The sequence below is a fragment of the Streptomyces sp. NPDC002057 genome (genome assembly GCF_040296665.1).
GTDB lineage: Bacteria > Actinomycetota > Actinomycetes > Streptomycetales > Streptomycetaceae > Streptomyces.
Genome location: NZ_JBEOXR010000015.1, coordinates 69,455 through 84,127, shown reverse-complemented (window position 1 = coordinate 84,127; position 14,673 = coordinate 69,455). Strand labels below are relative to the sequence as shown.

General features: G+C 73.7%; 10 protein-coding genes and 1 riboswitch. Of the genes, 5 read left to right on the top strand and 5 right to left on the bottom strand.

The window, feature by feature from the left end; translation table 11 throughout:
* Window positions 1-59: 59 nt before the first annotated feature.
* The 5 genes from ABT129_RS14965 to ABT129_RS14945 form a co-directional block, all read right to left on the bottom strand.
* Window positions 60-1,217 carry a phosphoribosylaminoimidazolecarboxamide formyltransferase gene (locus ABT129_RS14965; RefSeq protein ID WP_351900809.1) on the bottom strand — a complete coding sequence of 386 codons (1,158 nt, stop codon included), beginning with the start codon at window positions 1,215-1,217 and terminating at the stop codon, window positions 60-62.
* 34 nt (window positions 1,218-1,251) lie between these two features.
* Window positions 1,252-1,336, bottom strand: a riboswitch (ZMP/ZTP riboswitch).
* Between the two features lie 87 nt (window positions 1,337-1,423).
* Window positions 1,424-2,869, bottom strand: a complete 1,446-nt coding sequence (locus tag ABT129_RS14960; RefSeq protein WP_351900807.1) for a glyceraldehyde-3-phosphate dehydrogenase — start codon at window positions 2,867-2,869, stop codon at window positions 1,424-1,426.
* Between the two features lie 76 nt (window positions 2,870-2,945).
* Entirely contained in the window at window positions 2,946-3,593 is a 648-nt protein-coding gene (locus ABT129_RS14955; RefSeq protein WP_351900805.1) for a GNAT family N-acetyltransferase, read from the bottom strand.
* 127 nt (window positions 3,594-3,720) lie between these two features.
* Window positions 3,721-4,752, bottom strand: a complete 1,032-nt coding sequence (locus tag ABT129_RS14950) for a serine hydrolase domain-containing protein (protein WP_351900803.1) — start codon at window positions 4,750-4,752, stop codon at window positions 3,721-3,723.
* Window positions 4,753-4,934: 182 nt separating this feature from the next.
* On the bottom strand, window positions 4,935-6,698 hold the full coding sequence (locus ABT129_RS14945; protein WP_351900801.1) for a VanW family protein: 1,764 nt from the start codon (window positions 6,696-6,698) through the stop codon (window positions 4,935-4,937).
* A gap of 190 nt (window positions 6,699-6,888) precedes the next feature.
* Here ABT129_RS14945 and ABT129_RS14940 point away from each other — a divergent pair, with 190 nt between their 5' ends.
* From ABT129_RS14940 to ABT129_RS14920, 5 genes are all read left to right on the top strand, one after another.
* Window positions 6,889-7,650: an IclR family transcriptional regulator gene (locus ABT129_RS14940; RefSeq protein ID WP_351900799.1), complete on the top strand. Its 762-nt coding sequence runs from the start codon at window positions 6,889-6,891 to the stop codon at window positions 7,648-7,650.
* Between the two features lie 45 nt (window positions 7,651-7,695).
* Window positions 7,696-8,025, top strand: a complete 330-nt coding sequence (locus tag ABT129_RS14935) for a putative quinol monooxygenase (protein WP_351900797.1) — start codon at window positions 7,696-7,698, stop codon at window positions 8,023-8,025.
* Between the two features lie 92 nt (window positions 8,026-8,117).
* Window positions 8,118-9,152 (top strand): LacI family DNA-binding transcriptional regulator, encoded by a 1,035-nt coding sequence (locus ABT129_RS14930; protein ID WP_351900795.1) that lies wholly within the window; start codon window positions 8,118-8,120, stop codon window positions 9,150-9,152.
* A gap of 135 nt (window positions 9,153-9,287) precedes the next feature.
* Window positions 9,288-13,868: an aminotransferase class I/II-fold pyridoxal phosphate-dependent enzyme gene (locus tag ABT129_RS14925; RefSeq protein WP_351900793.1), complete on the top strand. Its 4,581-nt coding sequence runs from the start codon at window positions 9,288-9,290 to the stop codon at window positions 13,866-13,868.
* Window positions 13,868-14,662: a class I SAM-dependent methyltransferase gene (locus ABT129_RS14920; protein WP_351900791.1), complete on the top strand. Its 795-nt coding sequence runs from the start codon at window positions 13,868-13,870 to the stop codon at window positions 14,660-14,662. Before ABT129_RS14925 ends, ABT129_RS14920 begins: the two co-directional genes overlap by 1 nt.
* Window positions 14,663-14,673: the final 11 nt, after the last annotated feature.

The following is a 14,673-nucleotide window of genomic DNA, read 5'->3' as shown; positions in this document are numbered from 1 at the left end:
CGGGGAGGGACGCCGGACCGGCGGGGTCGGTTCGCCCCGGGCGCCGTCCCTCCCACCTCTCAGTGGTGGAACAGGCGAAGCCCGGTCCGCACCAGGGTGATCCCGTGCTCGCGGCAGGCGTCCTCGACGTCGGTGGAGCGGATCGAGCCGCCCGGCTCGGCGATGTGGGCGACCCCGTGCCGGTGCGCGTGGTCGACGTTGTCGCGGAAGGGCAGGGCGCCGTCCGAGACGAAGGCGACCCCGGTCAGGAGCCCGAGCCACTCCGCGCGCTGGGCGTCCGTCAGCTCGGGGGCGGGGGCGGCGAGGGCCTTCGCGAGGCGGGTGTGCTCGTCGGGGGTGAGGTCGCCCTCGACACAGCGGATCTGCCAGTTCACGCGGTCCTGACGCCGGACGCCCGGCCGGAACGCGAGGGCGCGGACCGCCGGGTGACGCCGTAGCCACCAGGTGTCGGTCTTGGCTCCGGCCAGCCGGGTGCAGTCCACGCGGGACTGCTGGCCGGCGCCGATCCCCAGCGTCGTCCCGTCCCGGACGTAGGCCACGGAGTTGGACTGGGTGTAGCGCAGGACGGCGAGCCCGAGCAGGAGATCGTCCGCCGCCGCGGGCGGCAGCGCGCCGCAGCGGACGTCGTCGAGCAGGGCGGCCGAGAGCGGCACGTCGTCGCGCGGCTGGGAGAGCCGTACGCCGAACACCTCGCGCGCCTCGTGGGACGGCGGGGTGAACGTCTCGTCCGCCTCCATCACGAGGAAGCGGCCGTTCTTCTTCCGGCTCAGCGTGGCGACCGTTCCCGGGGCGTAGCCGGGGGCGACGACGCCGTCGCAGACCACCCGGGCGAGGAGCTCGGCGAGTTCGGCGTCGACCGGGTGCGAGACGGCGGCGAAGTCGCCGTACGAGGACTTCGGGTCGGCGTCGCGGGCCCGCAGGTACGCGCTGGTGAGGGCGCCGACCCGGGCGCCGTCGACGCCGTGGAGCGCGGCGGTGACGTCGTCGACGGGTCCGGCCACCGCCGCGCCCGCCGGAGACACGTGCTTGAAGGAGGCGGCGGCGGGCCGGCCCAGGGTCCGGCTCGCCTCGCGTACGAGCTGCCAGCCGTTCAGGGCGTCGAGCAGGTTGATGTAGGACGGGCTGCCGTGCAGCACGCGCACCGGCCGTCGGCCGGGCTCCACCGGCGCGGCCGTGGCCGTCCCCTGCTGCGGGTTGATTCCGTAACGCAGATCCATCGCAAGGCCTCCTGGGTCAGCGGGACATCACTGACGCAGGCGCCCAGGCGGTCGACGCGCACGCGGAACGACGGCCGCTCCCCGGTGGTGATCCACCCTCGCCAGTCGCGGCCGGAACCGATGCTATCCGTACGGGGGTACGGCGGCGCGCCGCACCCCCGGGAGGAAGTGCGGCGCGCGGCCGTGCCGTCGGGCGGGTCCGGGGATCAGACCGCCGGGGCCGGGAAGGTCGGGTACTCCACGCCGGAGACGTGCTGGACGACCCGGATGACCTGGCACGAGTAGCCGAACTCGTTGTCGTACCAGAGGTAGAGGATCGCGTTGTCGCCGTCGACCTTGGTCGCGCCGGCGTCGACGATCGACGCGTGGCGCGAGCCCACGAAGTCCATCGAGACGGCGTCGGGGGCCGTGGTGAAGTCGATCTGGCGCTTCAGCGGCGAGTGCAGCGAGACGTCGCGGAGGTACTCGAGGACCTCTTCGCGGGTGGTCTCGCGGCCCAGGCGCAGGCTCAGGATCGCGATCGAGACGTCCGGGACGGGGACGCGGATCGAGCTGCCCGTGATCGGGGCCTTCAGCTCCGGCAGGGCCTTGGCGACGGCCGAGGCGGCACCGGTCTCGGTGATCACCATGTTCAGCGGCGCGGAACGGCCGCGGCGGTCGGCCTTGTGGTAGTTGTCCAGGAGGTTCTGGTCGTTCGTGAACGAGTGGACGGTCTCCACGTGACCGCGCAGCACGCCGTACTCGTCGTCCATCGCCTTCAGCGGCGGCACGATCGCGTTCGTGGTGCAGGAGGCGCAGGACAGGATCCGCTCGTCCGGCTTGACCGTGTCGTGGTTGACGCCGTGCACGATGTTCGGCACGTCGCCCTTGCCGGGCGCGGTCAGGACGACCTTGTCGATGCCGGGGCGCAGGTGCTTGGAGAGGCCCGCGCGGTCGCGCCACTTGCCGGTGTTGTCGATGAGGATGGCGTTGTCGATGCCGTACGCCGTGTAGTCGACCTCGGAGGGGTCGTTGGCGTAGATCACCTTGATCGTGTTGCCGTTGGCGACGATCGTGCTGTTCGCCTCGTCCACGGTGATGGTGCCCTGGAACTGGCCGTGGATCGAGTCGCGGCGCAGCAGCGAGGCGCGCTTCACCAGGTCCTGCTCGCCACCGCCCCGGACGACGATCGCGCGCAGACGCAGACCGTTGCCCGAACCGGCCTTCTCGATGAGGAGGCGGGCGACGAGGCGGCCGATGCGGCCGAAGCCGTAGAGGACGACGTCGCGGCCCTCGCGGCGCTCGGTCTTGTTCTCGCCCGTGGCGCCGGCGACGGCGTCGGCGGTGAACTCCGCGACCGAGAGACCGCGGTCGTCGGTCTTGTACTCGGCGGCCAGCATGCCGATGTCGATCTGCGACGGGCCGAGGTCGAGCGTGGTGAGCGTCTGGAGGAAGGGGAGCGTCTCGGTGACCGACAGCTCCTCGCCGGCTATCTGCCGGGCGAAGCGGTGGGTCTTGAGGATGCTGACCACCGACTTGTTCACCAGGGAGCGGCTGTGGACCAGGACGGTGACGTCCTGCTCCCGGTGCAGCTTCCCGATGATCGGGATCATCGACTCCGCGATCTCCTCGCGGTTCTTCCAGCTGGTGAACGAGTCGTCATTGACAGTCACAAGTTTATCTTTCGAGCTAGGCGGCGCTCATATGGTAACCCCCGGTCCGTTTGCTCGATCAGAGGGGTGTCGAACCTCACGGACGGCCGCCCCCGGCCGCCCTCCGGGCCGCCAGTCGCGCTTCGAGCGCCGCCCGGCGCTCGGGCCACTCCTCGGCGACGACCGAGAAGACGGCGCTGTCGCGCAGGCGGTCCTCCTCGCCCGGCGCCCATGAGCGCCCCCAGTTCCGCAGGACGCCCTCGAAGGTCGCGCCCACGCTCGCGATGGCCGCCCGGGAACGGGCGTTGCGGGCGTCCGTCTTCAGGTCGACCCGGGCCACCTCCCAGACCTCGAAGGCGTGCCGGAAGAGCAGGTACTTGGCCTCGGTGTTCACTCCCGTGCCCTGGGCGGAGGCGGCGAGCCACGTGAAGCCGATCTCGATCGCGCAGAGGCCCTCACGGGACGGCCACGGCCACGGGCGCGGGTCCCAGAAGGAGGTGTGACCGACCACCCGGCCGGTCACCGCGGACACCTGGGCGTACGGCGCGAGCAGGCCGTCGGCGGCGCGGCCGAGCTGCGCGTCGATGTACGCCCCGACCTCGTCCCCTCGCGGCACCGAGGTGAAACCGTAGGTGTCGCGGTTCTCCGCGGCGGCCTCGGCGAGACCGGCCGCGTGGTGGTGGCCCAGCGGCTCCAGGCGCACCAGGGCGCCCTCCAGGACCGGTCCTTCAAGGGTGAGACCCATCGTTTCGTACTCCGTACACGTCGAGCCGGCAGAGATCGTTGGAACCGGGTGCAGGTTCGCACAGGGACCCCGGCGGACGGCACGCGGATGGCCGCGGGTGTCACGAGAGGCGGCCGGGGGAGGGCCGTCACGGGAAGGCGAGGGCGCGGAAGACGTCCCTGACGCGCGCCAGCGGGCCGGGGTCGCGGGTGAACCGGAGACGGTTGGTGAGGAGGACCGCCCAGCGGTCGCGCGCCGGTGACACCCACAGCCCCGTGCCGGTGAAGCCGAAGTGGGACCAGACGTCGTCCGTCGGCTCCGTGCCCGGCGCCGGATGCCAGAACAGGCCGCGCGGCGGGACGAGCGCTCCGGTGTGGACGCGGAGCGAGAGGGCCGTCCAGTCGGCGGAGAAGGTGCCGGGCACCGGGGCCAGCAGGTGGCGGAGGAACCGGCCGGTGTCGGCGGCGGTCGTGAAGACCCCCGCGATGCCGCAGGCGCCGCCCAGGAGCCGGGCCGAGAAGTCGTGGACGGTGCCCTTGAGCGGGGCGCCGCTCTCCTCGTCGTACTCGGTGGGCGCGCACCGCTCCCTGGCCGGGGCGGGCAGCGGGCCGTACCGGGTCTCCGTCATGGCGAGCGGGGACCAGACCCGGTCCCCGGCGAGCCGGGGGAGCGGCTCCCGGGTGAGGTGCTCGGCGAGGTAGCCGAGGATCAGCGCCGCCCGGTCGGTGTACGCGACGGCCGCCCCCGGCCGGTGTCGCAGCGGCTCGGCGAGGACGCCGTCCCGGACGTCCTGCGGGTCGGAGCCGTACAGATGGCGGAGGTTGGCCCGCAGCGGCATGCCCGCGGTGTGGGTGAGGAGGTGGTGCGCCGTCACGTCGGCGAGGGGCCGTCCGGCGGCCTCGGGCCAGTAGCTGCCGAGCGGGGCCGTCAGGTCGAGCTTCCCGGCGTCGACGAGGGTGCCGGTGACGGCCCAGACGGCCAGGACCTTGGTGAGGCTCGCGACGTCGAAGAGCGTGTCGGCGCGCGTCGGCTCGTCGGGACGCGTGGGGTCGAGCAGGCCGACGGCCCCCTCCGACAGGGTCGTACGGGCGTCACCCACGGCCCACACCATGCCCGGGCAGACACCCGCGCGCACGGCCTCGCCGAGGAGTCGCTCGAAGGGGTCGCTGCGCTGCGCCAAGGCGTGCCTCCGACGGGTTGAGGGCGGCCCTGGCCTGGTGGGCCGTGCTCCGGAGTCATGCCCCGGCCGTGCGGGAAGACACCCTTCCGTCGGTCCGTGTCCCGCCGGTCACGTCGGCGTCACCCGTCGTCCGTCTCCCCGTCGGTCACGCGCGGCCCGTGGCCCCGTCGGCCACGGGCGGGTCACCTGGCGTCCGAGTCCTTGTCGGCCGGCTTGCAGATGACCTCGTCGCGCGGCGTGTAGTGGGTCTTGAACGTCTCCCGCTTGACCTCGGCGCCGCCGTCCTTGAAGACCCGGTCCACCGCGATGTCGAAGCCCTGCGCGGGCGGCTGCGGCACACAGGCCTCGCCGGTGCCCTCGCGCTTCCCGGGCTCCGTGAGCTTGGTGCGCGGACCGGCGACCGCCTCCACGGAGTCGTACTTCTTCGTCCCGAGGAAGCTCACGGTGACGGAGGAGTCCGTCGCGCCCGCCTTGATGTAGATCGGCTTCCCGGAGTCGTTGCGGAACTTCAGGTCCAGCGAGCCCCATGCGACGGTCGCCTCCCGGCCGGCCGGGTAGCGCTCGATGTAGAAGGAGTGGGCCCCGTACTCGACGGGCTTCACCCCGGCGAAGAACATGGCGTTGAAGACGGTGGTGGCCATGGCCGACACACCGCCGCCGGGCGCGGAGCGGTACTGGCCGTCGAGGATCATCGTGCCGTCGACGAAGCCGTTGTCCGCGGTGCGCTCGCCGACCGTCTTGTTGAAGCTCCACACCTCGCCGGGCTGGACCAGCGAGCCGTTGATGAGTTCGGCGGCCCGGCCGATGTTCGTGGTCCGGTACGGCGCCGCCGGGAAGTTCACCGTGAACGACGACATCTGCTCGGTGATGCCGAGGCGGGCCAGGGAGTCCGAGGTCAGGTCGGGCTGGGTGACCGTGGTGGCCACCGGGGCGGTGCGCGCGGCCGCGCCGGACTTCGTGAGCAGCGGGCGTACGGCGTCGCCGAGGGCCTTCGCGGTCACCTCGTGCCCCGGCCGGCCCTCCGACTCCACGACGACCTTGCCGTCCCGCACCCCGAGCCGCGCCTCCACCGGGGCGTTCGACAGGGCGGCGACCGGCTGCGCCACGTCCGGGTCGCGCAGCAGCGCCTCGGCGTCGAGCGCGCCGGTGAGCCGGCCGTTCTCGTTCTTGACGGTGAGGTGGTCGCCGAGGGTGGCGGCGGAGATCCGCAGCCGGTCCTCGCCCGTGGTGAGCGTCACCGGGCCCGAGACCGCGGGGTTCGCGTACGTGTCGAGGAAGCGGGTCACCTCGGCGGCGGGCAGCTTCGGCTCGGTCACGGAGACGGGGAGGCTCACGGCGGCCGCGCCGGTGGCCGGGTAGGCGGCGCGCAGGGCCTCGACGGCCCGCCCGGTGTCCAGCTTCTGGCCCGTCACCGGCTGGGTGGCGACGGCCTTGCCCGAGCGGAAGGCGACGGCGCCCTCGCGCACCGCGCGGTCGTTCTTCCCGGCGAGTCCGGCCACGGTCGCCTTCGCCTTGGCGTCGTCGTACGCGAGGACCGGCTGGATCTCGCGCTCACCGGACGAGAAGAGCCGCCCGATGACGGTGACGGGGTCGCGGGAGGGATCGGCCGCCAGGTCGGCGGTCTTCGCCAGGTCCACGGACAGTCCGGCGGAGGCCGGCTCCACGGTCGTGGCGTGGTCGCCGACCTTCACGGGTATCGGCGCGCTCCACGAGGCCGGGGCCTCGGCCGCCAGGCGGGCCCGCGCCTCGGCCCGGCTCATGCCGCCGATGTCCACGCCGCCGACCCGGGTGCCGGCGGATATGTCGTCGCCGGTCGCGAGCAGCCCCGCCACGTACAGGCCGCCCGCCGCGACGGCGACCACGCCCGTCGCGATCGCGGCCGTCCGGAGACGCGGACGGCGCCCCTCGCGGGGCGTCGGTGCAGGGTCGGTCGTGGAGCGGGGCACACGCTCTCCCGTGGCTTAGAGGTGAGAGGGGGACACTCGACGGTACGCCGAAAGAGTGTCTTATGCACATAAGACCGTTCTGACCTGCGAAGTTACGCAGGGAAGCGAGGCCGGCACGGAACGTGGCCCGGACGCCGGGACGAGGCGGGCGTCCCCGTCCCGCCCGTCCTGCCACGCCTAAGCTGGACCGATGCCTGCCCCGTCACCGAGCCCAGGGCCCCAGTCCGTCGACCGGGCCCTCGCCGTCCTCGACGCCGTCGCCGACGCCGACCGGCCCGTCGGGGCGAAGGTACTGGCCCGCCGGCTCGGCTGCGCCCTGTCGACCGTCTACCACGTCACCGGCCCCCTGCTCGCGCGCGGCTATCTCGTCCGTACCGCCGACGGATACGTCCCCGGCCCCCGCGTCCCGGCCCTGCACCGCTCCCACCAGCGGCACCACGGGCTCGGCACCGGCACCGGCGAACTCCTCGGCCGGCTGCGGCGGGCGACGGGCGCGGAGGCGTACCACACGGCCTACCGCGACGGCCTGATCACCGTGGTCGACACCACCGCCCCCGTCACCGACGCCGCCCACCCCTTCGCCCCGGGCCCCGAGGGCCGCGCCCACGCGACCGCCCACGGCAAGGCGCTGCTCGCCGCACTGCCCCGCCCCCTGCGCCGCCGCTATCTGGCCGAGCACGGGATGGCCCGCTTCACCGAGCGCACGATCACCGGCGCCGAACGCTTCGAGGCGGAGGCCGCCCGGGTGCGCGCCCAGGGCTTCGCCGTCTCGGTCGGCGAGGCGGACCTCGCGTACACCTGTCTCGCCGTGGCGCTGCCCGAGCGCGGCGACGGCGTCGTGCACGCCCTCTCCGTCTCGCTGCCGACCGCCGGCTTCGGGCGGCGGCAGGGGGAGATCCGGGCCGCGCTCACCCGGGCCGTGCCGGACTTTCCGGCCCTGCCGGAATCCTGAACCGACCGGCTGGCGGCGCTCGGCGGGCGGCCGCAGGCTGGAGGCATGATCTTCATCGCCGTCCGTTTCACCGCCCGCCCCGACCACGCCGACCGCTGGCTCGACCTGGTCGCCGACTTCACCGAGGCCACCCGCGCGGAGCCCGGCAACCTCTTCTTCGACTGGTCCCGCGACGTCGACGACCCGAACGTGTTCGTCCTCCTGGAGGCCTTCGCCGACGCCGACGCGGGCGCCGCCCACGTCTCCTCCCCGCACTTCGCGGCCGGACTCGCGGCCATGGCCGGAGCCATCGCCACCACCCCCGAGATCATCAACGTCGAGGTCCCGCAGCAGGGCTGGGGCGCCATGGCGGAGCTCGCCCCGACCGACGCCTGAGCCCCTTCCGGCACCCCGGGCCCCCGCTGTCCCGCCTGATAGGTTCGCGTGCACACGCAGGCGGGGCTGCGGCCCGAGGGGAGAAGCGGCACATGGCGGTGAGCGGGCGGCAGACCGGCAGGCCCACCCTGGAGGAGGTCGCGGCCAGGGCCGGAGTCGGCCGCGGCACGGTCTCCCGGGTCATCAACGGCTCCCCCCGCGTGAGCGAACAGGCCAAGGCCGCCGTCGAACGGGCCGTCGCCGAACTCGGCTACGTACCCAACCGGGCCGCCCGCGCCCTGGCCGGCAGCCGGACCGACGCCGTCGCCCTGGTCATCCCCGAGACCGAGGCCCGGCTCTTCGCCGAGCCCTACTTCCTCGACATCATCCGTGGTGTCAGTGGCGAACTCGCCGACGCCGACAAGCAGTTGCTGCTCACCCTGATCCGCAGCGACCAGGAACGCCAGCGCTTCGAGCAGTACCTCGCCGCCCAGCGCGTCGACGGCGTCCTCCTCGTCTCCGTGCACGGCGCCGACCCGCTGCCCGACCAGGTCCGCGCCCTCGGCCTGCCCGCCGTCCTCAACGGCCGCCGCACCGAGGACGAGAGCGTCGCCTTCGTCGACTCCGACAACACCGGCGCCGGCCGGACCGCCGTCGCCCACCTCGCCGCGCGCGGCCGCCGCGCGATCGCCACCATCACCGGACCGCTCGACATGTACGTGGCCCGCTGCCGCCTCGACGGCTACCGCGAGGGCCTGACGGAGGCCGGGCTCGCCGCCGACGACGGGCTCGTCGCGAACGGCGACTTCACCGAGGAGGGCGGGCGGCTCGCCATGCGCCGCCTCCTCGACCGCAGGCCGGACCTGGACGCCGTCTTCGCGGCCTCCGACGTCATGGCCGCGGGCGCGCGCGGCGCGCTGCGCGAGGCGGGCCGCCGGGTCCCCGAGGACGTGGCCCTCGTCGGCGTCGACGACTCGGCCGTCGCCCGGCACATGGACCCGCCGCTGACCAGCGTCCGCCAGCCCATCGAGGAGATGGGCCGCACCATGGCCCGCCTGCTCCTCCAGGAGATCGCCGCGCCCAGCGCGCCGGACGAGCAGCCCCGCCGCGTCCTCCCGACGGAACTGGTGGTCCGCGCCTCCTCCTGACGCACGCTCCGGACCCGCCCAGGGCGCCGAGATGCAGCCCCACCACCCGCCCCGGAGAATGGACTCCGTACGGGGTCCGTATCCGAGACCAGGGCGCTCCCGACGGCGTCCGACCCGCCAAGGGGGCGGTCGACGATGTCGCTGCGCCAGCCGAACCGGCCGCTCACCGCGACCGGGACCCTGCGCCGGTGCACCTGGCTGTACCTCCTGATCGTGACCCTGCTGACGGTCGCCTACCTGCTCTTCCCCGAGCGGCACACCGTCCTGTGGGCGCTCATCGGGCTCGGCGGCGTCGCCGCCATCCTCGTCGGCGTCCATCTGCACCAGCCCTCCCGGCGCTGGCCCTGGCTGGTGCTCGCCGCCGCCAACCTCGCCTTCGTGGGCGGCGACACCGCCTACAACGCGCTGGAGGCCTTCTACGGCCAGACCCGGCCGTTCCCGTCCGTCGCCGACGCCCTGTACCTCGTCACCTACCCGCTGTTCGCCCTCGGCCTGTTCGGCTTCATCCGCTACCGGGCCGTCGGCCGCGACCTCGGCGTCGTCCTCGACGCGCTGATCCTCACCTCGGGCCTCGCCCTGCTCTCCTGGGTCAACCTCATCACCCCGCTCGCCAGGAGCGAGGACATGAGCTGGACCGAGAAGGCCATCTCCATCGCGTATCCCCTCGGCGACGTCCTGATGCTCGCGATGCTGGCCCGCCTCCTCGTCCCCGGCGGTCTGCGCTCGCGGTCCGTGCAGCTCCTCACCCTGGGCACCTGCGGCATCCTCGCCTCGGACGTCATCTACGGCACCCTCCAGCTCAACGGCACCTGGCAGGTCGGCACGCCCTGGGACCTGGGCTGGGTCGTCTTCTTCACCGCCTGGGGCCTCGCCGCCCTCCACCCCTCGATGACCGGGCTCACCGAACGCGCCCCCGAACCCGCCCCGCGCGTCGCCGAACGGCGCCTCGCGCTGCTCGCCGGCGCCTCGCTCGTCGCCCCCGCCCTGCTGCTGTTCCAGTCGCTGCGCCACGACCGCGACCAGGACACCGCCGTCATCGCGATCTTCTCGGCGCTGATGTTCCTGCTGGTCCTCGCCCGGCTCTGGGGCATGATGAACGACCACGGCAAGGCCGAGGCGCGCGAACGCAGCCTCCGGATCGCCGCCGCCTCCCTCGTCGCCGCCCTGAGCCCCCGCGAGGTCGCCGGAGCCGTCGAGACGGCGTCCGCGACCCTCTTCGGCCCCGGCAACGGCTACCGCGTCCTCCTCCTCACCCGGGACCGCACCGGCGGCCTCAACGCCGTGGCCACCGCGAGCCAGCCCTGGAGCTGCCGCACCGACGAACTGACCCGGCCCACCACCGGCGCGCCGCTCCGCCGCGCCACCGGTTCGACCGGGCATCCCGAGGGGGCGGGCGGCCCCGCCGGCGGGCCGCCCGGAAGCGCGGAGGCCGCCTGGCCCGAGACGATCGCCGACGGCAGCCGGCTCCTCCCCGTGACCCGGCTCGACCCCGCCGTCGCCGCCGAGGTCGCGCCCGAACCGTTCGCCCTGCTCTGCCCCCTGGAGCTGCAGGCCCCGGCGGGACGCGAACCCCTGCTCGGCGTCCTGCTCCTGGCGGGCTCCGAGAAGAAGCTCGCCGAGATCTCGGGATCCGCCCAGTCGCTGGCCTCGCAGGCCGCCCTCGCCCTCGAACGCTTCGCGCTGAGCGAGGAGGTCAACCGCCGGACCAGCGAGGCCTACTTCCGTACCCTCGTGCACAACACGTCGGACGTGATCCTCATCGTCGACGACGACGACACCGTCCGCTACGCCAGCCCCTCCGCCGAGTCCATGTTCGGCCGCTCCCTGCTCCCCGGCACCCCCCTCACCGAGCTCGTCGCCCCCGCCGACACGGCCTCCGCCCTGCGGGTCCTCGCCGACGCGCGGACCCGCCCCGCCGTCGACGCCCGCGCCGACTGGAGGCTCGTCCACGGCGGCTCCGTCGACCTGGAGGTCGAGGTCCGGTGCAGCAACCTGCGGGACGAGCACACCGTGCACGGACTCGTCCTCACCCTCCGCGACGTCACCGAACAGCGGAAACTGGAACGGGAGCTGACCCACCGGGCGTTCCACGACTCGCTCACCGGACTCCCCAACCGCGTCCTCCTCCTCGAACGGGTCGAGCGCGCCCTGCTCAGGGGCCGCCGCGAATCCACCCTGACCTGCATGCTCTTCGTCGACCTCGACGACTTCAAGGTCGTCAACGACACCATGGGGCACTCCGTGGGCGACGAACTCCTCGTCGCCGTCGCCCGGCGCCTCACCTCCGTCCTGCGGCTCTCCGACACCGCCGCCCGGCTCGGCGGCGACGAGTTCGCCGTCCTCATCGAGGGGGCACGGGAACCCCGCGACGCCGAGGCCCTGGCGGCGGAGATCGTGCACACCCTCAGCCAGCCCTTCCACCTCACCGACGGAGCGGTCTCCGTGTCGACCAGCGTCGGCGTCGCGACCGTGCTCGACAGCGCCCACGCCGAGGAACTCCTCGGCCACGCCGACCTCGCCCTGTACGCGGCCAAGGCGGCCGGAAAGAAGCGGTGGCGGCTCTTCCACCCCGAGTTCCACTCCCGGCTCGTCGCCCGCCACGAACTCCAGGCGGGCATGGACACCGCCATCGCCGACCACGCGTTCGCCCTGCGCTACCAGCCGATCGTGGAGGTGCGCGACGGGGCCCCGGCCGGCCTGGAAGCGCTCATCCGCTGGCCCCACGCCCGCCGCGGCATGGTCCCGCCGGACCAGTTCATCGCCCTCGCCGAGGAGAGCGGCCACATCATGCCGCTCGGCGCCTGGGTCCTCGAACACGCCGCGCTCGACATCGCCCGCTGGCAGCGCGCCCGCCCCGACCGGACCCCGCTGTACGCCAGCGTCAACGTCTCCGCACGCCAGTTCCGCGACCCCGGGTTCCTCGAAGGCGTCCGGCGCACCCTCCGCTCCTCCGGGCTCGCCCCGGGCTCGCTCGTCCTGGAACTCACGGAGTCCGTCCTGATGCGCAGGGACGCCCAGATCAGGACCACCATGGCGGCCCTCAAGGAGATGGGCGTCTCCATCGCCATCGACGACTTCGGCACCGGCTTCTCCTCGCTCAGCTACCTCCGCGAGTTCCCCATCGACGTCCTCAAGGTCGACAAGTCGTTCATCGACAACATCACCACCGACCCCCAGCAGGTGGCGCTCGTCGAGGGCATCGTGCGCATCGCCGACGTCCTCGGCCTCCAGGTCGTCGCCGAGGGCATCGAGCACGAGGAACAGCGGGCGCTCCTCGCCGACATGGGCTGCCGGTACGGCCAGGGCTACCTCTTCGCCCGCCCCATGACCTCCCACCAGACCGACTCCTACCTGCACCGTGCCGCGCACTCCGACGGCCGTCCGGCGGCCGGACCGGTCGCGGGTCCGGCGGTCCGCCCCGCCGTCCGTCCGGCGGCCAGGGCGGGGCACCCGCCGCGCGCCTCCCGCTGGCGCGACCTCGAACACCTCCACCGCACCAGCCGCATGTGCGACGCCGTCATCGACGAGATCGACGGCCGCCGCATCCGGGTCGGCGACGACTGGCTCGTCGACTTCGCCTCCTGCAACTACCTGGGCCTCGACCTCGACCCGACGGTCATCGACGCCATCGAACCCGCGGTCAGACGGTGGGGCACCCACCCCAGCTGGTCCCGGCTCATCGGCAGCCCCCGGCTCTACCCCAGCATCGAGGAACGCCTCACCGAACTCCTCGGGGCCCCCGACACCCTGCTGCTGCCCACCATCACCCTCATCCACCAGTCGGTGATCCCGCTCCTCGCCGGCACCGGACAGGTCTTCGTCGAGGCGCAGGCCCACCGCACCGTGTACGACGGCTGCGTCGCCGCCCGCGCCCAGGGCGCCGAGATGCACCGCTTCCACGCCGACCGGCCCGACGAGCTGTCGGCGCTGCTGCGCGGCGCCCCCGGCGACGCGCCCCGGCTCGTCTGCATGGACGGCGTCAACAGCATGACCGGCAACTTCCCCGACCTGCCCGCCCTCGCCGCGGTCTGCCGGGAGAACGGCGCCCTGCTGTACGTCGACGACGCCCACGGCTTCGGCGTCATCGGGGAGCGCCGCCCCGGGGAGAGCAGCCCGTACGGCGCGCGCGGCAACAGCATCGTCCGCCACCTCGGCGAGACCTACGACGACCTGGTCCTGGTCGGCGGCTTCTCCAAGGCGTTCTCCTCGCTGCTCGCCTTCCTCGCCGTCCCGAAGTGGCTCAAGGACCACCTCAAGGTGGCGGCGGCCCCCTACCTCTACTCCGGGCCCTCCCCGACGGCCTCCCTCGCCACCGCGCTCGCCGGACTCGACGTCAACGAGGCGCGCGGGGACGAGATCCGGGCGGACCTGCACCGCAAGACGGCCCGGGTCCTCGACCACGTACGCGGCCTGGGCATCTCCACCCCGAACACCGACGGCCTGCCGATCGTCGAGATCCCCCTCGGCGACTCCGACGACCTCGACCAGGTCGCCGGCTTCCTCTGGGACCACGGCATCTACGTGACGCTCGCCTCCTACCCGCTCGTCCCGCGCGACCGGGTCGGCTTCCGCGTCCAGGTCACCGCCGCCAACACCGACGCGGAGATCGAGGAGCTCTGCGAGGCCCTCACGGGGCTCGCCGCCCGGTTCCCCCTGCAACCCGCGGACGCCGAACACCCCGGCACCGTCGCCGCCGGCCGGACCCCGGAGACGTGATGGACCGGCCGGAACCGTCCCGGGCGGGAGCGACCCGGGCGCGCCGCAACCGGGACGCCGACTGGAACGCCTGGCCCGTCGCCGACTACCTCGCCGAGAACTACCGCCGCCTCCACCCCCTCGACATCGGCGTCATCCGCCACCACGCCGCCGTCTACCGGGGCTACGCCCCCGGCGCCCTGGCCCGCACCCTCGAACTGGGCGCGGGACCCAACCTCTACCCGCTGATGCAGGCGGGCGCCGCGAGCCGCCGGATCGACGCGCTCGAACCGGGCGCCGCCGGCGTCCGCTACCTCCGCCACCAGCTCGAAGCGGGCCCCGACGCCAGCTGGCGCCCCTTCTACACCCTGTGCCGCTCCCTCGATCCCGCCCTCCCCGAGAGCTGTGCGGAGGCGCTCCGCCCGGTGCGGGTCGTCCCGGGCACCGCCGCGGACCTGATCCCCGGCGGCTACGACCTCGCCTCGATGAACTTCGTCGCCGAGAGCGTCACCGAGGACTTCGGCGAGTTCACCGCCCTCTGCGCCGCCTTCGTCGGCGCGGTCCGCCCCGGCGGCCGGCTCCTCGCCTCGTTCATGGAACGCATGCCGAGCTACCGCATCGGCGAGGGGCCGATCTGGCCCGCGTGCCCGGTCGACGAGGACACCCTGCGAGCCGTCTTCGCCCCCCGGACCACCGGCCTGCGGATCACCCGGGTCGCGAAGGACCGGACCCTGCCCGAGTACGGGGACTCCGGCGTCCTGCTCCTCACCGCCGAACGGCCGGGCGCCCCCGCACCGGCACCTCCTCGGACCTGACGACGATCGGG

Excerpts from the sequence above, each read along its gene's own strand:
- ABT129_RS14955 (WP_351900805.1), bottom strand. The coding sequence starts at position 3,593 with ATGGGTCTCACCCTTGAAGGACCGGTCCTGGAGGGCGCCCTGGTGCGC.
- ABT129_RS14935 (WP_351900797.1), top strand. The coding sequence starts at position 7,696 with ATGATCTTCATCGCCGTCCGTTTCACCGCCCGCCCCGACCACGCCGAC.
- ABT129_RS14940 (WP_351900799.1), top strand. The coding sequence starts at position 6,889 with ATGCCTGCCCCGTCACCGAGCCCAGGGCCCCAGTCCGTCGACCGGGCC.
- ABT129_RS14930 (WP_351900795.1), top strand. The coding sequence starts at position 8,118 with ATGGCGGTGAGCGGGCGGCAGACCGGCAGGCCCACCCTGGAGGAGGTC.
- ABT129_RS14925 (WP_351900793.1), top strand. The coding sequence starts at position 9,288 with ATGTCGCTGCGCCAGCCGAACCGGCCGCTCACCGCGACCGGGACCCTG.
- ABT129_RS14920 (WP_351900791.1), top strand. The coding sequence starts at position 13,868 with ATGGACCGGCCGGAACCGTCCCGGGCGGGAGCGACCCGGGCGCGCCGC.
- ABT129_RS14965 (WP_351900809.1), bottom strand. The coding sequence starts at position 1,217 with ATGGATCTGCGTTACGGAATCAACCCGCAGCAGGGGACGGCCACGGCC.